The 24,037-nt window shown below is 66.8% G+C and carries 23 protein-coding genes; 12 read left to right on the top strand and 11 right to left on the bottom strand.

The window, feature by feature from the left end; translation table 11 throughout:
• Window positions 1-331: 331 nt before the first annotated feature.
• The 4 genes from G8760_RS04770 to G8760_RS04755 all read right to left on the bottom strand — a co-directional run bounded on the left by G8760_RS04770 (window position 332) and on the right by G8760_RS04755 (window position 4,365).
• The gene (locus G8760_RS04770) at window positions 332-1,435 is read right to left on the bottom strand and encodes an aminotransferase class V-fold PLP-dependent enzyme (protein WP_166347282.1); all 1,104 of its coding nucleotides are present in this window, start codon (window positions 1,433-1,435) and stop codon (window positions 332-334) included.
• Window positions 1,428-2,702, bottom strand: coding sequence for a TRAP transporter large permease (locus tag G8760_RS04765; RefSeq protein ID WP_166347279.1), 1,275 nt, complete (start codon window positions 2,700-2,702; stop codon window positions 1,428-1,430). Before G8760_RS04765 ends, G8760_RS04770 begins: the two co-directional genes overlap by 8 nt.
• Window positions 2,699-3,241, bottom strand: a complete 543-nt coding sequence (locus G8760_RS04760; RefSeq protein ID WP_166347276.1) for a TRAP transporter small permease — start codon at window positions 3,239-3,241, stop codon at window positions 2,699-2,701. Before G8760_RS04760 ends, G8760_RS04765 begins: the two co-directional genes overlap by 4 nt.
• A gap of 71 nt (window positions 3,242-3,312) precedes the next feature.
• Entirely contained in the window at window positions 3,313-4,365 is a 1,053-nt protein-coding gene (locus tag G8760_RS04755) for a TRAP transporter substrate-binding protein (protein WP_166347273.1), read from the bottom strand.
• A gap of 323 nt (window positions 4,366-4,688) precedes the next feature.
• Between G8760_RS04755 and G8760_RS04750 the strand changes: the two genes are divergently transcribed.
• The 4 genes from G8760_RS04750 to G8760_RS04735 all read left to right on the top strand — a co-directional run bounded on the left by G8760_RS04750 (window position 4,689) and on the right by G8760_RS04735 (window position 8,326).
• Window positions 4,689-5,870: a M20 family metallopeptidase gene (locus G8760_RS04750; RefSeq protein ID WP_166347269.1), complete on the top strand. Its 1,182-nt coding sequence runs from the start codon at window positions 4,689-4,691 to the stop codon at window positions 5,868-5,870.
• Complete coding sequence (locus G8760_RS04745) at window positions 5,867-6,643, top strand: GntR family transcriptional regulator (RefSeq protein ID WP_166347266.1); 777 nt, start codon at window positions 5,867-5,869, stop codon at window positions 6,641-6,643. The genes G8760_RS04750 and G8760_RS04745 overlap by 4 nt, the downstream gene beginning before the upstream one ends.
• A gap of 61 nt (window positions 6,644-6,704) precedes the next feature.
• Window positions 6,705-7,082 (top strand): RidA family protein, encoded by a 378-nt coding sequence (locus G8760_RS04740; RefSeq protein ID WP_166347263.1) that lies wholly within the window; start codon window positions 6,705-6,707, stop codon window positions 7,080-7,082.
• A gap of 101 nt (window positions 7,083-7,183) precedes the next feature.
• Window positions 7,184-8,326 carry an amino acid deaminase gene (locus G8760_RS04735; RefSeq protein WP_166347260.1) on the top strand — a complete coding sequence of 381 codons (1,143 nt, stop codon included), beginning with the start codon at window positions 7,184-7,186 and terminating at the stop codon, window positions 8,324-8,326.
• Between the two features lie 88 nt (window positions 8,327-8,414).
• On the opposite strand, the gene G8760_RS04730 is transcribed toward G8760_RS04735, so the two are convergent.
• Entirely contained in the window at window positions 8,415-8,975 is a 561-nt protein-coding gene (locus G8760_RS04730; RefSeq protein ID WP_166347257.1) for a GNAT family N-acetyltransferase, read from the bottom strand.
• Window positions 8,976-8,986: 11 nt separating this feature from the next.
• The gene (locus G8760_RS04725; RefSeq protein ID WP_207782015.1) at window positions 8,987-9,571 is read right to left on the bottom strand and encodes a CGNR zinc finger domain-containing protein; all 585 of its coding nucleotides are present in this window, start codon (window positions 9,569-9,571) and stop codon (window positions 8,987-8,989) included.
• Window positions 9,572-9,642: 71 nt separating this feature from the next.
• Here G8760_RS04725 and G8760_RS04720 point away from each other — a divergent pair, with 71 nt between their 5' ends.
• On the top strand, window positions 9,643-10,464 hold the full coding sequence (locus G8760_RS04720) for a class I SAM-dependent methyltransferase (protein ID WP_166347252.1): 822 nt from the start codon (window positions 9,643-9,645) through the stop codon (window positions 10,462-10,464).
• On the opposite strand, the gene soxR is transcribed toward G8760_RS04720, so the two are convergent.
• Window positions 10,387-10,926, bottom strand: coding sequence for a redox-sensitive transcriptional activator SoxR (soxR, locus tag G8760_RS04715; protein ID WP_166347247.1), 540 nt, complete (start codon window positions 10,924-10,926; stop codon window positions 10,387-10,389). The two genes, G8760_RS04720 and soxR, sit on opposite strands and share 78 nt — an antisense overlap.
• A 132-nt stretch (window positions 10,927-11,058) precedes the next feature.
• Between soxR and G8760_RS04710 the strand changes: the two genes are divergently transcribed.
• The 3 genes from G8760_RS04710 (at window position 11,059) to G8760_RS04700 (ending at window position 14,110) form a co-directional block, all read left to right on the top strand.
• Complete coding sequence (locus tag G8760_RS04710) at window positions 11,059-11,904, top strand: SDR family oxidoreductase (RefSeq protein WP_166347243.1); 846 nt, start codon at window positions 11,059-11,061, stop codon at window positions 11,902-11,904.
• Window positions 11,905-12,522: 618 nt separating this feature from the next.
• Window positions 12,523-13,386: an exodeoxyribonuclease III gene (locus G8760_RS04705; protein ID WP_166348135.1), complete on the top strand. Its 864-nt coding sequence runs from the start codon at window positions 12,523-12,525 to the stop codon at window positions 13,384-13,386.
• Window positions 13,387-13,402: 16 nt separating this feature from the next.
• On the top strand, window positions 13,403-14,110 hold the full coding sequence (locus G8760_RS04700) for a GNAT family N-acetyltransferase (RefSeq protein WP_207782014.1): 708 nt from the start codon (window positions 13,403-13,405) through the stop codon (window positions 14,108-14,110).
• Here G8760_RS04700 and G8760_RS04695 read toward each other — a convergent pair.
• Entirely contained in the window at window positions 14,101-15,015 is a 915-nt protein-coding gene (locus G8760_RS04695) for an SDR family oxidoreductase (RefSeq protein ID WP_166347239.1), read from the bottom strand. The genes G8760_RS04700 and G8760_RS04695 overlap by 10 nt on opposite strands.
• Before the next feature lie 256 nt (window positions 15,016-15,271).
• On the opposite strand from G8760_RS04695, the gene G8760_RS04690 reads away from it, so the two are divergent.
• The gene (locus G8760_RS04690; protein ID WP_166347236.1) at window positions 15,272-16,450 is read left to right on the top strand and encodes an NAD(P)/FAD-dependent oxidoreductase; all 1,179 of its coding nucleotides are present in this window, start codon (window positions 15,272-15,274) and stop codon (window positions 16,448-16,450) included.
• Between the two features lie 32 nt (window positions 16,451-16,482).
• Here the strand turns inward: G8760_RS04690 and G8760_RS04685 are convergent, their stop codons facing one another.
• On the bottom strand, window positions 16,483-16,986 hold the full coding sequence (locus tag G8760_RS04685; RefSeq protein ID WP_207782013.1) for an Lrp/AsnC family transcriptional regulator: 504 nt from the start codon (window positions 16,984-16,986) through the stop codon (window positions 16,483-16,485).
• Window positions 16,987-17,175: 189 nt separating this feature from the next.
• Here G8760_RS04685 and G8760_RS04680 point away from each other — a divergent pair, with 189 nt between their 5' ends.
• Both G8760_RS04680 and kynU read left to right on the top strand, forming a co-directional pair.
• Window positions 17,176-18,063: a tryptophan 2,3-dioxygenase gene (locus G8760_RS04680; protein WP_166347233.1), complete on the top strand. Its 888-nt coding sequence runs from the start codon at window positions 17,176-17,178 to the stop codon at window positions 18,061-18,063.
• Window positions 18,064-18,103: 40 nt separating this feature from the next.
• Complete coding sequence (gene kynU, locus G8760_RS04675; protein WP_166347230.1) at window positions 18,104-19,399, top strand: kynureninase; 1,296 nt, start codon at window positions 18,104-18,106, stop codon at window positions 19,397-19,399.
• A gap of 44 nt (window positions 19,400-19,443) precedes the next feature.
• Here kynU and G8760_RS04670 read toward each other — a convergent pair whose 3' ends face one another.
• Together G8760_RS04670 and G8760_RS04665 are read right to left on the bottom strand one after the other, a co-directional pair.
• A complete protein-coding gene (locus G8760_RS04670) occupies window positions 19,444-20,970 on the bottom strand; it encodes a CoA-acylating methylmalonate-semialdehyde dehydrogenase (protein WP_166347227.1) in 1,527 nt (508 codons plus the stop codon).
• Window positions 20,967-22,271: an aspartate aminotransferase family protein gene (locus tag G8760_RS04665; protein WP_166347224.1), complete on the bottom strand. Its 1,305-nt coding sequence runs from the start codon at window positions 22,269-22,271 to the stop codon at window positions 20,967-20,969. Before G8760_RS04665 ends, G8760_RS04670 begins: the two co-directional genes overlap by 4 nt.
• A 133-nt stretch (window positions 22,272-22,404) precedes the next feature.
• Here G8760_RS04665 and G8760_RS04660 point away from each other — a divergent pair, with 133 nt between their 5' ends.
• Window positions 22,405-24,027 (top strand): PucR family transcriptional regulator ligand-binding domain-containing protein, encoded by a 1,623-nt coding sequence (locus G8760_RS04660; protein ID WP_166348129.1) that lies wholly within the window; start codon window positions 22,405-22,407, stop codon window positions 24,025-24,027.
• Window positions 24,028-24,037 lie beyond the last annotated feature (10 nt).

Genomic DNA, 24,037 nt, shown 5'->3' with positions numbered 1-24,037 from the left:
GCCAGCGAAGCCGGACCTCGTAGCGGGGAGACTTCTCATCTCTTATTCGGACTATCAAGACCCGGCGAAGGCGGCGACGCCTTCCCAGGAGAATACTTATTCAAGAAGGTTTCTTAACAGATACGACATCGTGGCGCAGCGATGTCGATGTGTCAAGACTCGTGTTTACACCGGGCGATGACGGTAGTCGCGCCACGCGTCGCTCTCTCCAGGCCACTAAACCCGTGCCGCGAATCGACCCGGACCGCCCTTAACACCCGCTGATTCTGCAGGTCAGGCACCTATGACCGAGGGACAACACAGGAAGCCGCCCATCCGAGCGGGCCAAGTTTCAGCGGTCGGGCTGGACAAGGACCTCGAACGCCGTATCCACGGTCTCCTCCGCGACGTACAGATGAAACCCCATCCGCAACCTGCCCCGCCGGACCGAGGCGCGTACGCCTGCTCGATCCAAGCGGGCAAGGACATCGTCGGGTGTGTCGACGGCCACGCTGACGACAGGGCTCGGCAGATCTCCTTCGACGACCGGCAGACCGGCATCCGCGAGCCGCGCCCGAAGCCTCCCGGCCAGCCGGAGAGCGTGCTCCTCCCGGGCCGCGACGGGAACGCCACCGAGGAATTCGAGGCCGGCCCGCGCGCCGATCCAGCTCAACCACGCCGGAGATTGATCGAGCCGGGCCGCTCCGCTGAACGGAAGCAGCGGCGGCCCGTAGGAGCCGATGGCGGCCGTATCCGCCATTCCATACGGGCTGGGCTGCATCGGAACATCGTCGGTCAGGTCCGGCCGGATGATGCCATAACCCGTACCTCGTGGTGCGAGCAGACCCTTGTATCCCGCCGCCACCATCGCGGCGGGTCGGTCAACGGGGACGTCGAGCGCGATCACGCCGAGGGATTGGGTCGCATCCACGATCAGCTCAGCGCCGACGTCATCACAGGCACGCAGCAACGCGGGCAGGTCGATCCGCGAGCCGTCGTGGGAACTGACGGTGGATGCGACCACGGCGGAGACATCGCGCTCCAGGGCGTCGGTGAAGGTCGCCGCGCCGTACGGGCCGTCAACCCAGCGAACCCGATCCTCGCCGTACGCCTGCATCGCCGGCAGCAGCAGGGAGCGGAACTCACTGCGATGGGCCAGCAGGACGCCACCTCGCCGAGCCAGCTGGGCACTCACATAGGACACCGCCGGGACCACCGAGGGAATCAACGCCACGTTCTGCTCGGCGGCCCCCACCTCCGATGCGATCAACGCCCGGCAGTGCTCGTACGTCGCGTCCCAATCCTCGAACCTGGCCGTGGCCGCCGACCACGAGCTCAGCGCCTGCTCGATCGCGGCCACCACACCCTTCGGGGGGATCCCCATGGAAGGTGTGTTCAGATAACCCGCGGCTGTCGTGGAGAAGGCCCGCTGGGCCCGCCGGATGGGGTCATCCATTGATCAGCTCGGGTATCCACATGGTCAGCGCCGGAACGAACATGAGCAGGAGCACGACCACCGCGCCCACCGCGAAGTACGGCACCAGATCCTTGGTGACCTGTTCCATCCGGATCTTCGCCAGATGGCAGGAGATGAACAACGTGGTGCCGATCGGCGGGGTGAAGAGCCCGAGCGCCAGGGTGCACAGCATGACGATGCCGAAGTGCACCGGATCCATCCCGAGTTCGAGGGCGATCGGGAAGAAGATCGGGATGAAGATGAACAGGTTCGGCACCAGATCCATCACCGCACCGGCCACCAGCAGGATCAGCACCAGAGCGACCTTGATGCCCCAGTCGGGTAGCCCCATTCCCAGCAGCGCGTCGGAGATCAGCTGTGGAACCCGCTCGCTGATCAGGACATAACTGAAGATCGTCGAGGTGCAGACGATGAGCATGATCACCGTGGTGCCGTACGCCGCCCCCTTCACGGCCCGCACCAAACCGCGCAGACTCAGCGTCCGGTAGATGACGAAAGACACCAGGAACGCGTACACCGCCGCGATGGCCGCGGCTTCCGTGGGAGTGGCAACGCCGGCGACGATCACGTAGATCAGCACGATCGGCAGCAGTAGCGCCCAGAACGCGCGCCGCGCACCAACGATGAACTCCTTGAACGTCGGGCGGTCCCCACGGGGATACCCACGGCGCAGCGAGATCACGATGGTCAGCGCCAAGTAGGCCAGCCCGATCAGGATCCCGGGGATGATCCCGGCCAGGAACATGTCGGCTACCGATAGGTCGGCCAGCCAGGCGATAATGATCATCGTGCTGCTCGGCGGGATGATGATCCCCACCACCGAGCTCGACGCGTTGATAGCGGCCGCGAAGGACGCGCTGTAACCCTTGCGCTTCATCTCCGGGATCAGCACGCTACCCACTGACGACGCGTCCGCGACCGACGAACCCGACACACCGGCCATCCCCATGCTGGTCACCACCGAGACGCAGCCGAGGCCTCCGGGTAGTCGGCGGACGCCGGCATGGATCACATCGATGATCCGTTGGGCTATTCGCCCCTCGACCATCAAATTGCCCATGAAGATGAAGAACGGTACGGCGAGGAACGCGAACGACTGCGTGTTAGAGAGAAAGCGCTGCGCCACGATCTCCAGGGGCACACCCTCCACCAGGATGTAGAGCAGGGCGGAGGACCCCATGGCGAAGGCCACCGGCATACCCAGGGCGATGAGTACGAAGAAGGTGGCGATCATGATCCAGATCATTCGACACCTCCGACGGCGCCCTCGGCACGCTGGGCGAGTTCACTGTCATCCGTAGATTTACGCAGGTGAGGGAAGAACAGATCAACGACGATCTGCACCAGTAACACCCCGCAGATGCCGACGAACGCCACGGCCACCGATCCGTTCAGCCAGCTGGTCGAGATCTGCAGGGCGGGCAGCCTCTGGTCGGCCAGGGCAGTTGTGAGTTGCAAGCTCGAGTACGCCAAAAAGCCGGCGAAGACCAGCATCAGCACCTTCATCGCCGCCTCGACCAGCCGTTCGGCCAGTGCCGGCAGTTTGGAGCGGAAGTACGTCACCGCGATGTTGTCCTGCCGATGAGTCACCGCGATCGCGGCCAGGAAGACCAGCCAGGCGAAGATCAGGCCGGACATCTCCGTCGTCGACCGGATCGGCAGGTCGAAGGCATAACGGCTCACGACCGCGGCGGTCACGACGCACGTGAGGGCCACCATCAGCAGACCGGCGATCGTGGCGAACACTTCGACGATCCGGTCGACCAGGCGCAGCAACGATTCCATAGAACACTCGCTTCACGTCCGGCGCAGCAGCGCCGCGAAGGGGTATCCGGCTCAGGGTTCCGAGCAGGGCGTTATTCGTTCCCGGCCCGGTAGTCTTCGACGAAGTCGCGCGCCTCTTGGATCTTCTCCGGGGCGACGATCTGCTCGAATTTACTGAGGGCCGGCTCGACGGCGGCCCGGAACGCTTCCAGGTCGGCATCCTCGACGATCTCGTCGAACTCCGGGCTTAGCGTGTCGAGCATGTCCTCGTGGTTGTTCTGGGTCAGTTCCCGCGACACCGCCTGAGCCTCGTCAGCCGCGTTCTGGACGATGTCCTGGAGTTCGGCATCGAGATCGTCCCAGACGTCGGGGTTCATGATGAAGTTGACGTGGTAGTAGAAGATGTTGAGCAGGGTCAGGTAGTCCTGGACCTCGTGGAAGTTCGTCTCGTAGATGGCGTCCAACGGGTTGAACTGGCCGTCGACGACGCCCTGTTGCAGCGCCGGATACACCTCGGTGAACGGCAGCGTGCTGACATTGGCGCCCAGCGCCTCGAATGTGGCGATGGAGGTCGGTTCCTCGGGGCTACGCATAGCGACGCCCTGGAAGTCCTCGGGTGTATGGATCGCCCGAACGTTGTTGGTGACCTGGGCGAAACCGAGGTCGTGGTACGAGAGCACCTTGTAGCCCTGCTCCTCGGCCAGCTCTTTCCACTCCTCCCCGACGGGGCCGTCGAGAAGGGCGTACGCCTCGTCGAAGCTCTCCACCACAAACGGCAGCGTCATGATCCCGTACTCGGGCACGATGTTCTGCATGCTGCCGCCGCCGGCCATCTGCAGGTCTAGGCTGCCGGTCTTGATGCCGTTGAGCATCTCCTGTTCACTGCCCAGTGCCTCCGCGGGGAAGATCTCGACGGAGATGCGGCCGCCGCTCTCCTCCTCCACGACCTCTTTGAACTTCTCGGCGGCGGCGCCACGCACCGAGCTCTCGTTGGTGTTGAAGCCCAGCCGCCAGGAGTAGGACTCGCCGCCGTCGCCGGAGCCGTCGTCATCGGAGCCGCCACAGGCCGGCACGGCCACGAGTGCGGCCAGAGCGCCAGCAACCACGAATAACCGCGTCCGGTGGTGGTTCCGAGACGTGCGCATTGATCCTCCTAGAGCTTTCTCACGGGTTCAGCGGACTTCCGAAACCCAAACACATGGTCTAGCCATAGTCAACAGATTGTTAGCTCTATCCCAGCAACACGGAACGTGACGAAGTCAACAGCCTACGAATTGATGATCTCATCGGCCTCTGCGGCTGGTTCAGCAAAAGCACAGCTCAGAGGCTCAACAATGCGCACCGTGAATAGCTACTCCGCACGTGGGACACACTTGATGGTTGTCTAGCCAAACTAGACCTGGGGAGCCTATTGTCTAGTCCTAGTCCACTTAGTCCCACTCATCTAGAACTACATGGAGTCGCGATCTTGGACGTCCTGGAGCTCACCCACACCCTGGTCGCCATCGATTCTCAGAACCCGGGGGTCGGGGAGCGGGAGATCGTGGCACATCTTGGTGACCTCTGCGCCACGTTCGGGCTGCCGGCCCGGGTCGTCGAGCCAGTCAGCGGCCGCCCGAATCTCATCGTCACCGTGGACCGTGGTCCTGGTCGGCATCTCGCCTTGTCGGGGCATGTCGACACCAAACCGGTCGGGGATACCCGCGAGCAGTGGCGCACCGACCCGTTCGAGCTCACCGTCGTCGACGGGGACGCCTACGGCCTGGGTTCGTCGGACATGAAGGGTGCCGTCGCCGCGATGCTGCTGGCGCTGCGCCGCTTCGCGGAGAGCGGCCCCTCCGGCAGCCTCTCTCTGGTCCTGACCGCCGACGAAGAGCAGGGATCCGCCGCGGGCGCGCAGGCACTCACCACCGGCACGAGCCTGCCGGAGATCGACGCTATGGTGATCTGCGAGCCGAGCGGGATCAGCGAACCCTGGGAAGCGATACATCTGGTCTCCCGCGGCATCTGCTGCTTCGAGATCGACATCTGGACCACCCAAGGCCACAGCGGGTTGTCACCAGCGCTGGGCCGCAATGCCATCCTGGTCGCCGCCGACGTGCTCCACGCATTCGAGTCGTTCCAGCCAACGGTGTCCGAACCGGGGCGGGTGCCGTGCGAGGTCACCGTGAACCCTGGGATGTTGATCGAGGGCGGGGTAGCATTCGGCACCTGGCCGGGGCTCTGCACCGTGGGAGTAGAGCTGCGGCTTGCCCCTGGCATGGACCGCGATACTGTCCGTGCCGAGATCGAGGGTTTGGTGAAGCAGACGGTGGGAGGCGCCGCGCGGGTGGACGTGCGTTACCGACCGGGATCCCTCGGCTGGATGCCGGCCGTAGAACTTGATCCCGGGCACGAAATCGTGGCTGCCAGCCAACGTGCCGCCGGCCGGGTACTCGGCCGCGAACTCCCGGTGCGCGGCTATCCCGGAGGTACCGACGCCTCCTACTTCATGCGCGATGCCGGGATCCCCACCGTGACCAGCCTGGGACCTGGCTGGTTGAGTGTGGCGCACGGCCCCAACGAGCGGGTCGGCGTTGACCAGCTGTCCCAGGCAGTCGACCTCTACGAGGTGCTCGCCGACGAGTACCTGCGAGGCAGGGTGCCGTGACGACGGCGACCCCGGGCGACAACTCCGCCGGATCGGACCAGGACACCCTGGCGACCGGCGACACGGAGAGTCCGGCGCCCAAGTATCTAGCGATCGCCGCCGAACTCGCCGACCGCTACCGTGCACTACCCTCGGGCACCCAGCTTCCAACCGAGAAGGAGTTGGCCGCCGAGTTCGGCGTGAGCCGGATGACAGTCCGGCACGCCCTCCAGCGTCTCGGCGAGCTCATGGTGGTCACGCGGTTACGCGGCCGAGGAACGTTCGTGCAACACCTGATCGTCGCCAAGGATCAGAACCTGACGTCGTTCACCGAGGACATGAAGACACGAGGCGTGGTTCCCTCCACCCGCCTGGTGGCCCTCGAGGAAGTCGAAGCAGCACTCGACGTCACCGGTGAGCTCGGCCTTCCCCCCGGCACCCGGATGGTACGGGCACAGCGGCTGCGGTTCGGTGGCGACGAAGCGATCTGTCACGAAACCGTGCACCTGCCCGGGGCGCTCGCCGCCCAGCTCAAGGCCCAGGACTACGAATCGTCGCTGCACGGCGCACTGCGGAACATCGGAACCGCGCCCGTCATCGCTACCCGGCGCACCTCAGCCATCGCCCTACCGTCCCACGTGGCCAGACTCTTGCAAGTCCCGGTTGGTTCACCCGCGTTGCGGGTGGTCCATGTCTTCCGGGACGAACATGCGACACCGCTCTATGTGGCGGAGTCGTACTACCGGGCGGACCGGTATGAAATCGTCACGACGATCCGACGGGATCGACCGTGACAGGTCGGCACCCGCCTGTTCGCCCACCCATCTCCGAGCAACCAGGAAGGACATCGAACCAATGACCAAGAAGGCCCTCGTCATCCCCACCCTGCCCGCTCCGGCCGGACCCTACAGCCAGGTCGTCGAGGCCGGCGGTTTCGTTTACACGGCAGGCTTCGGGCCGCAGGACCCACAGACCGGTGCGGTACCGGAGGGAATCGCGGCTCAAACCGAGCAGGTGCTCAACAACCTCCAGACCGCCCTGGAGGCAGTGGGGCTGTCCCTCGACGACGTGGTGAAGACAACGGTGCACTTGGAGCACCTGGCGCGAGACTTCGCCGACTACAACCGGGTGTACGAGCAGCGCTTCTCCAAGCCGTACCCGGTGCGCACCACGGTCGGCAGCACACTGGCCAACATTCTGGTCGAGATCGACGCCGTCGCCGTCAAACCGTGAGCGGGCGGGACAACCACCGCTGGGGTCCGGTACCGGAGGTCTTCGGTCACCGTCCGCCACCCGGGACACCGCTGTTAGGGGGCGCGTTCGACTCTCCGGTGATGGCGGTGCGCGCGAACGCCGTCCTGCACAACGTGGCGACCATGGCCCAGTACTGCCGGGATCGCGGAGTGGAGCTGGCGCCGCACGGCAAAACCACTATGTCCCCGGAGTTGTTTCGCCTTCAGATCGAGGCCGGCGCGTGGGGAATCACCGCCGCCACCGGAGCCCACGTTTACACCTACCGGCAGTACGGGGTGTCGCGGATCTTCCTGGCGAACCAGTTGGTCGATCCCGTGGCGATCCGTTTCGTGGCCAGCGAGCTGGCTGCCGATCCGGAGTTCGAGCTGATCTGCTACGTCGACTCGATCGACGGCGTCGACATCCTGGAGCGCGAACTGACGGCCAGCGGTGCCGAACCGACACGTCTCGACGTCGTTGTCGAGCTAGGTGTGCCCGCGGGCCGGACCGGTTGCCGGAGCGGCGCGGAAGCGCTGAAGATCGCCCAGCACGTCGCCACATCACCACACCTGCGGCTACGGGGCGTATCGGGATACGAAGGCGCGGTCGGAGGTGGTCGGTCGGAGGAAGGTGTGCGCGCCGTGGCCGCTTATTGCGCTGAGGTCCGTCGTACCGCCGAACGTATCGCCGACGAAGGTCTCCTGACCACCGAGCGTCCAGGCCTGCTCAGTGCTGGCGGCAGTCTGCTCTACGACCTCGTGGTCGACTCTTTTGCCGGTGCGTCGTTGGCCGGCCGGCCGGCTCAGGTGCTGTTGCGAAGTGGCGCCTACGTCACTCATGATCACGGCATATACCAGCAGATCTCACCGTTCGAGCAGGCCGGCTCCGCGTATCGGTTCGAGCCCGCTCTCCAGCTGTGGGGGCGGGTGTTGTCCCGTCCCGAGCCCGAACTCGCCGTCGTGGACTTCGGCCGCCGTGACGCCCCGTTCGACCAGGGGTACCCCATCCCGCTGGAGGTGCGGGCCGCCGACGGGTCGGGAGGTGAGCCGGCCACTGACCTGACCGTGACGCAGCTGAACGATCAGCATGCGTTCGTGCAGGTGCCCGCCGATCGCCGGCTCTCGCCGGGTAGCTGGCTGGGCTGCGGCATCTCGCACCCGTGCACCGCCTTCGACAAATGGCGCACCATGCTGGTCGTGGATGACGACGAGACGGTGATCGGGGGGATCGAGACCCATTTCTAGTGCCCTGCGCATCGCGGCTGGCTCGGACACGCTCTACTTCCGGGCCTGAGGTTGGGTGAAGGCAGCATTCCGGGCGGTCATCCGGCCGTTACTTCCAGGGGGATCGATCCCATTCCGCGGCGAGCATGGCGTAGACGAGTTCTTCACCCCAGGCCCCTTTGAAGATCTCGTTGCCGACGAAGTGGGCTTCCTTGCGTAACCCGAGGCGCTCCATGACCCGCTGCGACGCGGTGTTGCGCGCGTCGCAGCGGCCGATGATGCGATGCAGCTTCAAGCGCTCGAACCCGAGCCGCAGCATCTCGACCGCGGCCTCGGTGGCATACCCCTGACCGCTGTAGGACGGGTGCAGGACATAGCCGAACTCGCCCTGCTGATGCTGCCGGCTCAGCCACGTGAGCACCGTGTACCCGATGACCGTGCCATCGAGTTCGATGGCCGGGATCAGGGTGTCGCCCTGGTTGCGTAGCGCCGTCTTCGTCTGCCGGGCGGCGAGTTCGCGGGTGTTGTCCTCCGGGCTGCGTGGCTCGTTGTACAGGTATCGGGCCACGTCCTCCCGGGACTCGAAGGCGAACATGTCGGTTTCGTCGCTGGTGGTGAACGGACGTAGGACGAGTCGTTTGGTCTCGATCGGCTGGAGGTGGTCGATCATCCACATTCCTTTTACCCGGTTGGTCCCGTGGAGCTGCGCTGCCGTGCGCGAAATGCCGCAGCCTTGACCCGATTCTGACACGCAGTGGAGCAGAACCTTCGAGCACCGTTACGGGAGGTGTCGACGAACACGCGGTCACACGACGGAGCTGTACACACCCCTAACCGCTCGAACATCGGGTTACCCAGGACGACCGCCAGGGCGGTCGCCATCGGTGCTGCCCAACTGGTAGCCCACGCGGCATCGATAGCGTGAAAGTGCAGGTGCCAGGGTTCGTGGTCGTGCCGGGTCAGGACGGGCGCCGCACGAGTCTCGCGAAGCAGCGTGTTGACGTACTCACATGCGTCGTCGACACGTCCGTCGTCAACAGCGACGAAGACCTGGCGCAGCCGCAAGGCGTACTCACGTAATTCTTCGACGTCGGTGTCGGAAACGTCGGGTACCCGGTTGGAGCCGCGCGGGAGTAGATCCGCTCGGACCTGGCCGGTGATGTCAGCCGCGTCATACTGGCGGCCGCGGGCATAACCCGGGGTCAGCAGGTTGACGACACGCACCGCCGACATCACCACATCACTCGTGTGACTGTCGAAGTCCACTTGACCAGTTACACCCCCTCATCTAGGCTCGTCACTGGCATTAGATTAATCGACAGTGACGGAGTCGCGTCATGGAACGTCCCACCAATCAGACGACGGTACCGGCTCACACCGCGGCCACCTGGCTACAACGGTGGGACGCACAACAGGAGTTCTATATCGCCGACCGGGAGGAACGCTTCGCGGTGATCGCGGACGTCGTCACCCACGTGGTGGCCAGCGTCGACCACCCCGTCGTCGTCGACCTCGGTTGTGGACCAGGCTCGCTGGCCGCGCGGCTACACGAACGCCTACCCAGGGCCACCATCATCGGCGTCGACGCCGACCCGCTCCTCCTCGGATTGGCCCGCACCCACTACGGCGACACCATCGAGTGGGTCGACGGCGACCTCGCCGGCTCCACTTGGCACCATCACCTGCCACCCACCATCCATGCGGCCGTGTCCACCACCGCACTGCACTGGCTGAGCCGCCACCACGTCGCCGAACTCTACCGATTCCTCGGCACCACGCTCGCACCCGGTGGTGCGCTGGTCAACGGTGACCACCTGGGGCACGACGACCAACGGATGAACACACTGGGCACGCACGTCCGCGACCAACGCGCACAGCGGGCCGGAGTACGGGAGAACGAGCAGTGGGACACCTGGTGGGACGCCGCCCTCGCCGACCCCGAGCTCGCCGAACTAAACCGAGTTCGCGCCACTCGACTAGCGACGAGGGCCGCAGCGGACGGCACCACCACTGGTGACGAGACGGCCGACGGGCACACCCACCACGGCAACGGGCTCAGCGTCGAAGGACACACCCGCCTGCTACATGCCGCTGGCTTCGGCAGTGTCGCACCGGTCTGGCAGGTGGGCGACGACCACGTCCTCGTCGCCATCCGGTAGCCGACCAGCACGTCCGGGCATAAGCCGCGGCGCGCCCGAACCGTTCCGGCCCAGCTTGTCTCCGGGGTTGATCAGCTCACACTGCTCGAACGACAAGCAGCCACACCCGATGCACTCGGTAAAGAGGTCGCGCATCCTCTGGAGTTGCTTGATACGGGCGTCGAGGATGTCACTCCAGCATGACGACGCCTGCACCCAAAACTCGCGGGTGGGAGCGGCGCCTTCGAGCATGGCCAGCACTCCGCCGATGTCGGCGAGCGGAACCCCGACCCTCTGTGATGCCCGGATGAAGGCCACTCGACGCAACGTCGCTCGGTTGTACCGGCGCTGATTGCCCGAGGTGCGCTCGCTACTGATGAGCCCTTGCCGTTCATAGAAACGCAACGCCGACGCGGGGACGCCACTACGCTCCGACAGCTCGCCGATGGTCAAGACCTCGGCATCCGCGGGAACAGATGTCATGCCGATCACACTACTTGACCTCAACCTATGTTGAAGTCAGAGGCTGGGAACAGCTGGCCCGTCGTGGGCCCGCCGTCGGCCGGGCCGAAACCACGGTTGGTCGACATCGACGAAACCTTCACGGAGGCATCCATGTCCGTCCCCGGCACCATCCTCGTCACCGGCGCCACCGGTCACGTCGGCCGACACGTCGTCACCGGCCTCGTCGCAGCCGGCGCCGACGTCCGCGCCGTCGTGCGCCATCCTGAACGCGCCCAACTTCCCACCGGCGTCGACGTCGTTCCCGGCGATCTCACCCAACCCGACACACTTGACACGGCGCTCGACGGGGTCGGGTCCATCTTCCTCATCTGGCCACTGCTCTCGGCCGACGCCGCACCACCAACCGTTGCCCGGCTCACCAAAGCCGCCCGCCGCGTCGTCTTCCTCTCCGCACTCGAGGACGCGGCCAACCAACGCCCGACCGGCTTCTGGGGCGAGGTCGAGGAACTCATCGAACAATCCGGCGTCGAATGGACTTTCCTGCGTGCCTCCGGCTTCACCTCCAACACCCTCGAATGGGCTCAAAGCATCCGCACCGACGGTGTGGTGCGGGCCCCCTACGGCGCCGCCCGTCGTTCCCTCGTCCACGAAGCCGACCTCGCGGCGGTGGCCGTCCATGCCCTGCTCGAGGACCATCATGTGGGCCGGGCTTATCCGCTGACCGGGCCGGAACACATCAGCCAGGTCGAACAGGTGCGCACCATCGGCGAGGCGATCGGCCGTCCAGTGCGGTGGGAAGAGATGTCCCGCGACGCCGCCGAACGCCAGTATCTCGCCGAATGGGGCGACCCGGAGTTCGTCCAGGCGGCCCTCGACGCGTGGGCCTCCATGGTGGAGAATCCGGAACCGCTCACCAACGAGATCGAGGCCGTGACCGGCGCACCGGCGCGCACGTACCGCCAATGGGCCGTCGAACACGCTGCCGCCTTCCGCTGACCCGTTGTGCACCTGATCTCCGTTTGTGCACCTGATCTCCGCTTGTGCGCCTGATCGTTTTTGTGGCGACGATCAGATGCGCCGCGCGTGGGCGATTGCGAGGCAACGGCCGACCGGTGTGCATCTGATCACGTCTCATCATGCGGATGGCGGACGATCAGATGCACGACGGACCGAGATCCGGTGGCTTATGCATCTGATCGTGGCCACCTCGTCGGGGGGAGCCGTTGTCGGAGCTTTGGGCGCACGGGTATGCGGACGACGACGGCGAGCGCATGTGCGGTCCGCCGGTGGGTGTACGGCGGCTGTAGAGACCTCCGGGGGGGGAGCACCCGGCACCACCGACAAGCGGCAGAGCGCCCAGCGGATCCGCGACGATGTGGAACACGGACGAATGATCAGATGCGCTACCGGACGTCATCCAACGGTTGGCGCATCTGATCGCCAAGCGTTCCACATCGCATCCACATCGTGGCGACGATCAGACGCCGCAACCGCCCGTCGGCGCTGGACGTCGCCATCCCCCTGCACCTGATCGTCGCCACAAAAACGATCAGGCGCACAAACGGAGATCAGGTGCACAACCGGGGGTGGGGGCGGAGCGCTAACGTAGGTCAGGTGCGGGTAGCGACGTGGAACGTGAATTCGGCCAAGCAACGGCAACCCCGCCTGTTGACATGGCTTCAACAACGCCAGCCGGACGTGGTGTGCCTCCAGGAGACCAAACTCGCCGACGACGCCTTCGCCACCATGTTCGGCGAACCGTTGGCCGAGTTGGGGTACACCTTCGCCCACCACGGAGAACCACGCTGGAATGGGGTGGCGATCTTGTCTCGGGTCGGGCTCGACGACGTCGTACCCGGACTTGAGGGGGCTCCGGGTTTTCCCCATCCGGAGGCCCGGGCGCTGGCTGCGACCTGTGCCGGGGTCCGCGTCCATTCGATGTATGTGCCCAACGGCCGGGAGCCCGACTCCGATCATTACCACTACAAGCTGGCCTGGCTCGACGCTCTGCGCGCCACTGTGCAGGCCGGGCCGGCCGATGCACTGGTGTGTGGTGACGTCAACATCGCCCCGACCGACGCCGACGTGTTCGATCCGGAGGCTTACGCCGGGCAGACCCACGTCACGGCGCCCGAGCGTGAGCATTTGGCCGCCTTGCGGGGCGTCGGCCTGCACGATGTCATCCGCGAGCGCTGGCCCGACGAGCGGATCTTCACGTACTGGGACTACCGCGCCGGCATGTTCCACAAGGATCTCGGCATGCGGATCGACCTGATTCTGGCCACTACCCCGGTTTCGGCGCGGGTGGCCGCGGCATGGGTGGATCGGCAGGCCCGGAAGGGTACCGGTCCGAGCGACCACGCCCCGGTGATCGTCGACCTCGACACCGCCCCGGACGGCGACATCGGGCCGGTGGTTCCGCCGCCGTCGGCACCAGCGGCACAGCGCGGGTCGGTGAAGCTGCCCCAGGCCCGGTGAACGGTGACCTACCCCAATGAACGGCGACCCGGGGGTGGTTCATCCGCTGCTCCACATGATGCTCGCGGCAGCCGACGGCCGGTTCCCGCCGGTGGACGGCGCGGTAGAGGTGGTGCCACCTCCGGCCGGCGGGTTGGAGTGTTCGGTGGCGTTCACCGGGCACGCGGTTGTTGCCACCGCCCTGTCTCCCACCATGGTCGCGGACCAGCACCCGGATGGCTTTGGCGGCTCTCTGAGTCCGGATTTCCTGCGCTGGCTGGCCGGTGGCGGCGGAGAAGTCGGCACGATCGACGTCACCCTCGTCGCCACGGGTACTGGCGGTGGTGGTCCTCCCGAGCGGCACGATGCCGTCAGCCACCCACGGGTACGGCACGCCGCCCGGCTGCGCACCGGGGTCCGGGTCTTCGGTGACGAACGTGGCGTCGTGACGGTCGCGGCCGGCCTGGCGGGCCGCCGAGAGTTGAGCGTCGAAGCAGTACACGACGGGCAAGGCCGCGGCTGGGGACGTTCGCTGCTCGCCGACTCCCTCGGCCTCGTCCCGGCCGGTGAGGTGGTCTTCGCGGCGGTGTCACCGGGTAATGCCCGTTCGTTGCGGGCCTTCCTCAGCGTCGGATTCCAACCAGTCGGCAGTGAGGTGATCCTCCGCCCGCGCCGAAGAGTACGCTCCCGTGCCGCCGACGTCCGGTTCCCGGGTGCTACGCACCACACACCGCCTCAGCGGTAACCCGTGGGATCCGCCGGCAACCCGCGATCTTGCACTTCGACGAGGTAACGCCAGGCGTCGGGCTGACTGCCGTCCACATCGGTGAATCCGTACTCACGAGCGAGCTGACCGCTGGACAACGACTGTCCGGACCAGCGCGCCACGTCGGGGTCGGCCGCCAGCGCGGCGACGGCCCGGCCGACGAAGGCGGGGGTCTCCGAGATACCGAAATGTGGCACCCTCTCCAGTGCGTCGCGCCAGGTGGTCTCAGTGACGCCGAACGCGTCGAGCATCATCTCCGAACGCAGCCAGCCCGGAGTCAACGCTACGGCGGTGCCGCCGAGTGGCGCTAGCTCCTGCGCCTGGGAATACGCCATACGCAGCACTGATGCCTTGGCGAGGTCGTAGAAGAAGGTGGCGCGGTAGTTGGCCGCGTTGTATTCCGCCGTCCCATCGGTGACCTCGACGACGAGCGCCCCGGGGTTCCGGATGAGCAGTGGAAGCGCATAGTGGCTGGTAATGATGTGGGTGTCGATGGCCAACCGGAGTAGGCGGAACCCGTCGTCCAGTGAGTGTTCCCAGAGCCGGTCGGTCCAGCTGAACAACTTCTCGCCGCCCCAGATATCGTTGACCAGGATGTCGAGGCGGGCGTGGGTGTGGTCGATGCGTTCGATGAGCTCGTGCACCTGATCACGTTCGAGGTGGTCTACCGGCACCGCGATGCCTGTTCCGCCGGCCGCGGTGACGAGTTCGGCGGTCTCTTCGATGGTCTCGGGGCGGTCCAGCTCCGAACGTTGCCGGCGGGTGCTGCGGCCCGTCGCGTACACCGTGGCCCCGGCGGCACCGAGTTCGACCGCGATGCCCCGGCCGGCACCTCGGGTGGCTCCGGCGACCAGGGCGACCTTACCTGCCAGTGGTTGTGTCATGCCCCGACGCTACCCACCTATTCTTGCCACCCTGTGTCAGCTATTCGGGGAATTCTTCTCGGGCCTCCCCGCTACCGCGGACCACCCGACTCCGCACACACGCATCACCCGGACACTGGTCACCGGGATACTGGTCACCCGGACACTGGTCACCCAGATACTGGTGCTTCCCGGCGCTACCGCCGGGGCAACGTCACCGGGCCTCGGTGTGGCTTTCGCGTTCGCGGAGCGACCCGGCCGGAGGAGGGATGGTTCCATGCCCCGTTCCGCCCACAACACCGCCCCGCCCGATCACGCCGAGGTCGTCATCATCGGCGGCGGGGTGATGGGCGCCAGCATCGCGTTCCATCTTGTGGAAGCCGGCATCACCGACGTCGTCCTCGTCGAGCGGGACGAACTGGCCAGCGGCAGCTCGGGTAAACCCATCGGCGGGGTTCGTGCCCAGTTCTCCGATCCGCTCAACATCGAGTTGGGCGCGCGAAGTCTGACCGCCTACGCGGACTTTCCGCACCGCCCCGGCCACGACATCGGACTGAGCCAGGTCGGCTATCTCTTCCTCCTGACCACCAACGATCAAGTGACGGCTTTCGAGGACAGCATCGCCGTCCAGCGCCGGATCGGAGTACCAGCCCGCTTGATCGACGCGGACGAGGCCCGGGGCCTATGCCCGTTGATCGCCACCGACGGGATACTCGCCGCCGCCTTCTCTCCCGACGACGGGCATGCGCGGCCTACCCGGGTGATCGATGGCTACACGAGTGCGGCAGTCGGGCAAGGTGCGACGATCGTCACCGGTACCGCGGTGACCGGTATGGACATCCGCGGCGAGCGGGTCACCCAGGTCCACACCAGTGGTGGCACCATCAGCTGCGCTGCGGTGATCTGCGCCGGTGGAGCGTGGTCGGCCGCCCTCGGCGAGATGGCCGGCGTGCATCTGCCGGTCCGGCCGGTCCGCCGACAGGTCGGTATCACCGCGCCGCTGCGTCCGGCACCACCCACCATTCCGTTCACCATCGACACCGGATCGACGGGCTATTTTCACAACGCCGACGACGACACACTCCTCATCGGGCTCGCCGACCCACGCGAAGAGCCGGGGTTCGACACCACATGGACATCGGACTGGCTGACACCGTTCCGCGCGGTGATGTCCGATCGTGCACCGGCGCTGGCCGAGGTGGTGGTTACGTCTGGCTGGGCGGGCCTCTACGAGATCACCCCAGATCACAACGCCCTTATCGGCCGGGCCGACAGCCCGGAGAACTTCCTCTACGCCACCGGCTTCTCCGGGCACGGGTTTCTGCAGGCGCCGGCGGTCGGCGAGGTGGTTCGCGATCTCTATATGGACCGCGTGCCGGTGGTCGACGTCGGCCCCCTTGATGCCGGGCGGTTCGCCGCGGGGCGCACCGGTCGGCCGGAGCGGCACGTCGTGTGAAGACGGCCTACCAGCTGACGAGCCCACAACGCCTACGAGCTGACCGGACCAGGGGTGGTCGCCTCCGGACCGTCGTCGGCAGCTTCAACACCGGACGCCCCGTTCGCGGCGATGCCCTGCCGGGCCAGTGGTGTGGACAGCACCATGGAACTCGACGGCCGACCGTAGACCCCCAGGCGGTCGATGAGTGCCTCGAACGTCTCCATCGACTCGGCGACCACTTTGAGAATGCTGCACACGTCGCCGGTGACCCGATGGATCTCCTGGACCTCCGGCCATTGGCGTACGTCCGGGTCGCGTAACACGCAGCGCGGGCCGTAGCAGGACAGCCGGATGAAGGCGGTGATCACCCAGCCGACGGCACCGGGGTCGATGTGGGCGTGGTATCCGGTGATGACGCCGCTCTCCTCGAGCCGCCTGGCCCGTTCGGCGACGGCGGGCGGCGACAGATGTACTCGGCGCGAGACCTCGTTGTACGAGAGCCGCGCGTTGTCCTGAAGCTCCCGCAGAATGGCCCAGTCCATCTCGTCGACCATCAGTCCACCTTTCGTTCATCAAGTCCCGACGACGATACGCCATTCGATGCCCACCAGATATAGGCGAACACCGTTCGATCTGCATTCCCTTTTGCTGTCTTGGATAGCGATGATGGTGTCGAGTGCAGGGCACTGCCTTCCACGTGACACTCACGTGGCCACCGCGCTGAACCAGGGAGGGGAGAGCGCATGGATACCACCCACAGTCGGCCCGCCCTCCGGCCGGCGTCGGAACAGGAACGCGTCGAACGGGCCGCAGCTACCGGCGGCGCTCCCACCCTGGAGTTCACCGGCGATGTCCCCTACGACGCCTACGTCCACGCCAGCACGTTGCACAGCCTGCAGCAGACCATGACCGACGACCCCGGCGAGATGTCGTTCTTGATGATCTCGCAGGTCATGGAGCTGTACTTCAAGCTCATCTGTTTCGAGCTCCGTGCCGCACAGGGCGAACTCCGCTCCGACCGCACGTGGAACGCGGCGGCCGCGCTGGATCGAGCCACCCGGCACCTCGCCTCGCTCACCGCGAGCTGGCAGAGCTTGACCTGGATGAGTCCGGTCGACTTCAACCGGTTCCGCGACATGCTGGGAGAAGGTTCGGGTTTCCAGTCGGCGATGTACCGCCACCTGGAGTTTCTGCTGGGGTTGAAGACGGCGTCGCTGGTCCGCCCGTTCAAACGGCAGCCCGACGTCCATGCCGAGCTGACCGAAACGCTCGAACAGCCGAGTGTCTGGGACGACACCATCGCGCTGCTCGCCCGGCAGGGGCACGACATCCCGGCCGAGCACGTCGACCGCGACGTCACAGCCGACTACCAGCCGCACCCGGCCGTCGAGGCCGCCTGGGTGGCCATCTACCAGGACGACACCCCCGGTCAGCCATTGCGGATGCTCGGAGAGTCGCTCACCGAGGTGGCCGAGCAGTTCAACGAGTGGCGGCACCAGCACCTGCGGGCCGTGCACCGGACCATGGGCGCCAAGGCGGGATCCGGCGGGTCGGACGGACTGCGGTGGCTGGAACGTAGCCTGGCCCGCCCGGTGTTCCCCGAGTTGTGGTCGGCCCGCACCAGGATGTGACGTATCCCCTTATGGCAGCAACAACGGAGTAGGTGAATCGATGACGGCAGCGCCGACGACGGGCCCCGACGCCACCACCGAGCAGGCGGCGCTCGACGCCGACGGGTCCGATCCGGGCTGGCGTGAGCTATTCGTGGTGCCGCCCGCGGAAGGGGGGCCGTATCCGCAGGCGGCTTATCTCGTTGGCAATTCCCTGGGGTTGCAGCCCGTGGCGACCCGAGCGGATATTCTCGCGGACCTGGACTCGTGGGGGCGGTTCGGCGTCGAAGGGTTCTTCGACGGGGAACGGCCCTGGCAGTCTTACCCGCAGCGGTTCGCCGCGTCGATGGCCGGCCTGATCGGGGCCGGTCCGGCCGAGACGGTCATCATGAACAGTCTGACGGTGAACCTGCACCTGATGATGGCGTCCTTCTACCGTCCGCGGGGCGAGCGGGTGCGGATCGTCGTCGAGGACAACACGTTCCCGTCGGACAGCTACGCGGTTCGCAGCCAGGCCCGGTGGCACGGGTTGGACCCCGACGATGCCGTCGTCCGGCTACGGCCTCGCCCGGGGGAACACCATCTGCGCACCGATGACGTGGTGGACCTGCTCAGGCGCGAGGGGCCGACGGTGGCGCTCGTGCTGCTCGGCGCGGTCAACTATCACAGCGGGCAGCTCATGGACATCCCGGCGATCACCCGCGCCACCCGCGAGGCCGGCGCCGTCTCCGGCTGGGATCTCGCCCACGCCGCCGGAAATATCCCGCTCCAGCTACACGACTGGGACGTCGACTTCGCCGTCTGGTGTATGTACAAGTACCTCAACTCCGGCCCCGGTGCACCGGGGGGAGCGTTCGTCCACGAGCGACACGTGGACGATCCCGCCATGCCACGGTTGGAGGGGTGGTGGGGCACCGACGCCGCGGTGCGGTTCCGCATGGACGCCATCCCTCAGCCGCCGCCCACCGCCGACGCCTGGCAGGTCTCTACCCCGTCGGCCCTGGGACTCAGCCCGATGCGAGCCGCCCTGGACCTCTTCGAGACGGTGGGGATGACCACCCTCCGGGAACGGAGCATCCGGCTGACCGGCTACCTGGAGCGCGTTCTCGACGACATCGCGGCCTCGCGTCCGCTGACGGTGATCACCCCACGCGATCCGCAGCAGCGAGGCTGCCAGCTATCGGTCCGGATCGACCAGGGGGATGCGGGTGAGGTTGCCCGGCGGTTGCGGCACGAGCACGGCGTGATCACCGACTTCCGAGAGCCAGATATCGTGCGGGCCGCCCCGGTGCCGCTCTACTCGACGTACCACGATTGCTGGCGCTTCGCGGACGCCCTCACCCGCCTCCTCCCATGATCATGAACACTTTGCCGTGCGATAGCACGGCAAAGTGTTCATGATCAGCGGGTGGGGTTGAAGCTGAGGCTGACGCCGCCCCGGTCGCCCGCCCCGGACCCCGGCCACCGGCTGGTCACCACCTTGGAACGGGTGAAGAAGTGCACCCCGTCGGTGCCGTAGGCATGGGAGTCGCCGAACAACGACGACTTCCAGCCACCGAACGAGTAGTACGCCACCGGGACCGGGATCGGTACGTTGACCCCCACCATGCCGACCTCCACCTCACTCTGGAAACGGCGGGCTGCGCCGCCGTCGTTGGTGAAGATCGCCGTGCCGTTGCCGTACTGGTTCCGGTTCACCAGCTCGAGTGCGTCGTCGTAGGAGTCGGCCCGGACAACCGAGAGCACGGGCCCGAAGATCTCGTCGGTGTAGATAGACATCTCGGGGGTGACCCGGTCGAACAGGCTCGGCCCCAGCCAGAACCCGCCGTCGGCGCCATCGATCGGGTACTGGCGCCCATCCACCACCAATTCGGCGCCCGCTGCCACGCCGGCATCGAGGTACGACGCCACCCGGTCCCGGTGCTCGGCGGTGATCAACGGGCCCATGTCACAGGATCGTCGGCCGTCGCCAACACGGAGCCCGGCCATCCGCTCCCTGATCTTGTGGATCAGGGGGTCCGCCACCGGTTCGACGGCCACCAATGCGCTGATCGCCATACACCGTTCGCCCGCCGAACCGAACCCGGCGTTGACGGCCGCGTCCGCCGCGAGATCGAGATCGGCATCCGGCAAGACCACCATGTGGTTCTTCGCCCCGCCGAGGGCTTGGACCCGCTTTCCGTGCCTGGTGGCGGTCTCGTAGACATACCGCGCCACCGGGGTGGAGCCGACGAACGACACCGCTTTCACGTCGTCGTGCTCCAGCAGCCGGTCGACGGCTTCTTTGTCGCCATGGACGACGTTGAACACACCCTCCGGCAGCCCGGCCTCGGCCCACAGCCGGGCGATCAGCAGGCTGGCCGACGGATCCTTCTCGCTCGGTTTGAGCACGACGGGGTTGCCGCAGGCGATGGCGATCGGGACGAACCACAACGGCACCATCGCCGGAAAGTTGAACGGCGAGATGACAGCGACGACACCCAGCGGCTGCCGCAGCGAATACACGTCCAGGTTGGTCGAGGCGTTCTCGCTGAACCCACCCTTGAGCAGGTGCGGGATGCCACATGCGAACTCTGCCACCTCGAGGCCGCGCTGTACTTCGCCGGCGGCGTCGGACAACACCTTGCCGTGCTCGGCGGTAATCGCGGCGGCGACGTCGTCGGTGTTCTGGGCGAGGAGCTCACGGAAGCGGAACAGCACCGCGGCCCGTTTGGTCAGCGACGCGCGCCGCCAGTCGGCGGCTGCCCGGGAAGCCGCCGCCACCACCTCGTCGACGTCGGCCGCGGACGCCAGTGCCACCGTGCCGGAGACCTCACCCGTGGCAGGGTCGTGCACCGTACCCGTCCGGGTGGAGGTGCCGTCCCAGGGTTTGCCTCCAGCCCAGTGCGGGATGGTGATGCGGGCGTTCTGGTCGGTCGGGTGATTCATCGGTTCAGCTCCCCGTCGGCGTGCTCGATGGCGGTCAGCAACATCCGCAGCCCTTCTTCGGTCTCGCCATCGGTGAGGGTCATGGGCGGGGCCAGTCGGATGACGTTTCCGTGCAAACCTCCCTTGCCGACCAGCAGGCCCGCCGCCTTGGCGGCTTCCAGTACCGCGGTGGCCGCGCGCGGGGACGGCCGCGTCGTGCCCGGCTCCACCAGCTCGATCCCGAGCATGAGGCCCTTTCCGCGGACATCTCCGACAATGGCGTGCCGCTCGGCCGCCTCGTGCAGCGCCGCGAGCAGTTGACCACCCTGCTTGGCGGCATTGGCCTGAAGATCGTGGTCGAGGACGTACTCGAGCGTGGCGCGGGCACCCGCCGCGGAGAGCGGGTTGCCGCCGAACGTCGAGATGGAGTTCGCGCTGACGCTGTCGATCAGGTCTCCGCGGGCGACCACGCCGCCGATCGACAAGCCGTTGCCCAGCCCCTTCGCGAACGTCATCACGTCCGGCACCACACCGTGGGCTTGAATACCCCAGAAGTGTTCGCCGGTGCGGCCCCATCCGGTCTGGACCTCGTCCGAGATCAGCGGGATGCCGTACTCGTCGAGCACCGCTTTGAAGGCGCCGAACAACCCGTCCGGCGGCATGGCGAAGCCACCAACACCCTGGACCGGCTCGACGATCATGCAAGCGACGTCGCCTGCGGTGGCGGTCTCGATCACGTCCCGGAGGTCTTCGGTACAAGCCCGGATGTACGCCGCGTCGTCGAGCTCGCGGAAGGGGCTTCGGTATCGGTAGCCACCGTGGACGTAGCTGACGTTGATCGGGCTCAGACTGGACGCCGACCATCCGCGGTTGCCGGTGATCGCCATGGTGGCGAAGGCACGACCGTGGTAGGAGTTGCGTAGCGCCAGGACTTGGTGTGAACGGCGGGCCTGGGTGGTGAACAGCAGCGCGGCTTCGTTCGCCTCGGTTCCGCTGGTGGTGAAGAACACCTTCGCATCCGGGATTCCCGACAACTCGGCGATCCGCTCGGCCAGCCGCACCTGTTCGCGGATCAGGTAGAGGGTGGACGTGTGCAGGATGCCGGTATCGACTTGGCGTCGGATGGCGTCGCTGATCTCCGCGATGTCGTAACCGACCGCGTTGGTGAGGATCCCGGCGAAGAAGTCCAGGTAGGTCCGGCCGTCGGCGTCGGTGACGTGGCGGCCCGAACCACGGACGATCTCGATCGGCTCGTCATAGTAGAGCGCCATCCATGCGGGTAATACCGCCCGATGCCGCTCCAGCAGCGTCTCATCAGCCATGTCGTGCCACGCCCTTCCTCACCACGCGTCGTCGAGTGTCTCCATGCAAGTACTCACCCGCCACTTCCGGTACCGACGGATCGTAAGGATTTCGACGAGTATCCTTATGGTCCGTAAACCAACCGGAGATGCCATGCTGCCCACGATCGGCGAGGTCCTCGCCCTGCCCGCCATGCGCAGAGGCGCCCCCACCGTCGTCGCCGGACGCGCCGGTCTGGCTAACCACGTCCGGTGGGCGCATTCGGCCGAGCTGTCCGACATCGCCCACCTGTTGCGCGGCGGCGAACTTCTCATGACCACCGGCATCGCCCTGCCGGGCGCGGATACCGAACTCGCCGCATACGCAAACGAGCTGGCGACCGTCGGCGTCAGTGGGCTCGTGGTAGAGCTGGGCCGCCGGTGGAGTACGGCGCTGCCACCCGCACTTGTCGCCGCCTGCGACGCCGCTGGCCTCCCACTCGTCACGCTCAGCCGCGAAGTCGCGTTCGTCACCATCACCCAGGCCGTCGGGGAGCTCGTCGTCGACGCTCAGCTCGACGAGCTACGGACCACCGAACGTGTCCACGAGACCTTCACCGAGCTCAGCGTCGCCGGTGCCGGCATCGACGAGATCCTCGCCGAGGTTGCCCGGATCTCCGGGCTGCCGGTTGTCCTCGAGTCGATCCGGCACCAGGTCCTCGGGTACGACGCAGCGGACGAACCCGCCCGCGAGGTCCTCGCCGGCTGGGCCCGTCGCTCACGAGCCGTCGAGTCCACCCGTCGCTCCACGTACCACCAGGCCGAAGGGTGGCTGGTGACCACCGTCGGAGCACGTGGCGACGATTGGGGGCGGCTCGTGCTGGTCTCCCCCGAGCCGCCGCCACGCCGCCATCTGGTGCTGTTGGAACGGGCCGCGTCGGCGCTGGCGCTGCATCGGCTGCTGGCCCGAGACCGGGAGAGCCTGGAACGCCAGACCCACCGGACCCTACTGTCCGCCCTGACCGCCGCAGCACCGGAACCCAGCATGATCGAGCGGTGCGCCGACGCCGGAGTCCCGCTCAACGATCGCCTGCTCGTTGGCCTGACCGTCCTGCCGCATGCCCGAGGGGGCGAGCTCACGGCCACCGTGGCGGCGCAGGAACTCGTGCGCGATCTGGCCGAGGCAACCGCCAGTGCGGCTCGCTCGGCCCGGATCCCAGCACTCGTCGCTGTTGCCGGAGACGACACCGTGAGCTGCCTTCTCTCGCTGCCACCTGAGCAACCGGACCGGCCGCCGGTCGACCGGCTCGCCGCCGAGGTCCACCGCGCGGCGGCTGAATTGCCGCATGGCCTACCCGTCCTGGTCGCGGCCGGGACGCCGGTGGAAGGGCCCGGGCAGGCCTGGCGCACCCTCACCGAGGCCCGCCACGTCGGATCCGCGGCCGCACGCTCGCCCGCTCACCGGCCCTGTCACCGGCTCAACGACGTCCATCTCCGTGGCCTCCTACACGTACTCGGCGACGACGATCGCCTGGCCGCCTTCACCGAACGCGAACTCGGCGCCCTGGTCACCTACGACGAGGAGCATGGCGGCGCGCTGCTCGCATCGTTGCGCACCTTCGTCGACCACGGTGGCAACAAGACGGCCGCCGCGGCCGCGTCACATCTGTCCCGGCCGGCCTACTACGAGCGGTTGACTAGGGTGGAACGGATCCTCGACGTCGATCTGTCCGACCCGGAGACGATGACCTCGCTGCATGTCGCGCTCCTTGCCCGGGACATCCTCGCGGCCGGCTGACCGGCGCCGT

This window comes from Phytoactinopolyspora limicola, assembly GCF_011320225.1.
Lineage (GTDB): Bacteria > Actinomycetota > Actinomycetes > Jiangellales > Jiangellaceae > Phytoactinopolyspora > Phytoactinopolyspora limicola.
Note: the sequence above shows the minus strand (reverse complement) of the source record. Positions and strands in the feature narration are given on the sequence as shown.

Excerpts from the sequence above, each read along its gene's own strand:
- G8760_RS04770 (WP_166347282.1), bottom strand. The coding sequence starts at position 1,435 with ATGGATGACCCCATCCGGCGGGCCCAGCGGGCCTTCTCCACGACAGCC.
- G8760_RS04765 (WP_166347279.1), bottom strand. The coding sequence starts at position 2,702 with ATGATCTGGATCATGATCGCCACCTTCTTCGTACTCATCGCCCTGGGT.
- G8760_RS04760 (WP_166347276.1), bottom strand. The coding sequence starts at position 3,241 with ATGGAATCGTTGCTGCGCCTGGTCGACCGGATCGTCGAAGTGTTCGCC.
- G8760_RS04755 (WP_166347273.1), bottom strand. The coding sequence starts at position 4,365 with ATGCGCACGTCTCGGAACCACCACCGGACGCGGTTATTCGTGGTTGCT.
- G8760_RS04740 (WP_166347263.1), top strand. The coding sequence starts at position 6,705 with ATGACCAAGAAGGCCCTCGTCATCCCCACCCTGCCCGCTCCGGCCGGA.
- G8760_RS04735 (WP_166347260.1), top strand. The coding sequence starts at position 7,184 with ATGGCGGTGCGCGCGAACGCCGTCCTGCACAACGTGGCGACCATGGCC.
- G8760_RS04730 (WP_166347257.1), bottom strand. The coding sequence starts at position 8,975 with ATGATCGACCACCTCCAGCCGATCGAGACCAAACGACTCGTCCTACGT.
- G8760_RS04720 (WP_166347252.1), top strand. The coding sequence starts at position 9,643 with ATGGAACGTCCCACCAATCAGACGACGGTACCGGCTCACACCGCGGCC.
- soxR (WP_166347247.1), bottom strand. The coding sequence starts at position 10,926 with ATGACATCTGTTCCCGCGGATGCCGAGGTCTTGACCATCGGCGAGCTG.
- G8760_RS04710 (WP_166347243.1), top strand. The coding sequence starts at position 11,059 with ATGTCCGTCCCCGGCACCATCCTCGTCACCGGCGCCACCGGTCACGTC.
- G8760_RS04700 (WP_207782014.1), top strand. The coding sequence starts at position 13,403 with ATGAACGGCGACCCGGGGGTGGTTCATCCGCTGCTCCACATGATGCTC.
- G8760_RS04695 (WP_166347239.1), bottom strand. The coding sequence starts at position 15,015 with ATGACACAACCACTGGCAGGTAAGGTCGCCCTGGTCGCCGGAGCCACC.
- G8760_RS04690 (WP_166347236.1), top strand. The coding sequence starts at position 15,272 with ATGCCCCGTTCCGCCCACAACACCGCCCCGCCCGATCACGCCGAGGTC.
- G8760_RS04685 (WP_207782013.1), bottom strand. The coding sequence starts at position 16,986 with ATGGTCGACGAGATGGACTGGGCCATTCTGCGGGAGCTTCAGGACAAC.
- G8760_RS04680 (WP_166347233.1), top strand. The coding sequence starts at position 17,176 with ATGGATACCACCCACAGTCGGCCCGCCCTCCGGCCGGCGTCGGAACAG.
- kynU (WP_166347230.1), top strand. The coding sequence starts at position 18,104 with ATGACGGCAGCGCCGACGACGGGCCCCGACGCCACCACCGAGCAGGCG.
- G8760_RS04670 (WP_166347227.1), bottom strand. The coding sequence starts at position 20,970 with ATGAATCACCCGACCGACCAGAACGCCCGCATCACCATCCCGCACTGG.
- G8760_RS04665 (WP_166347224.1), bottom strand. The coding sequence starts at position 22,271 with ATGGCTGATGAGACGCTGCTGGAGCGGCATCGGGCGGTATTACCCGCA.
- G8760_RS04660 (WP_166348129.1), top strand. The coding sequence starts at position 22,405 with ATGCTGCCCACGATCGGCGAGGTCCTCGCCCTGCCCGCCATGCGCAGA.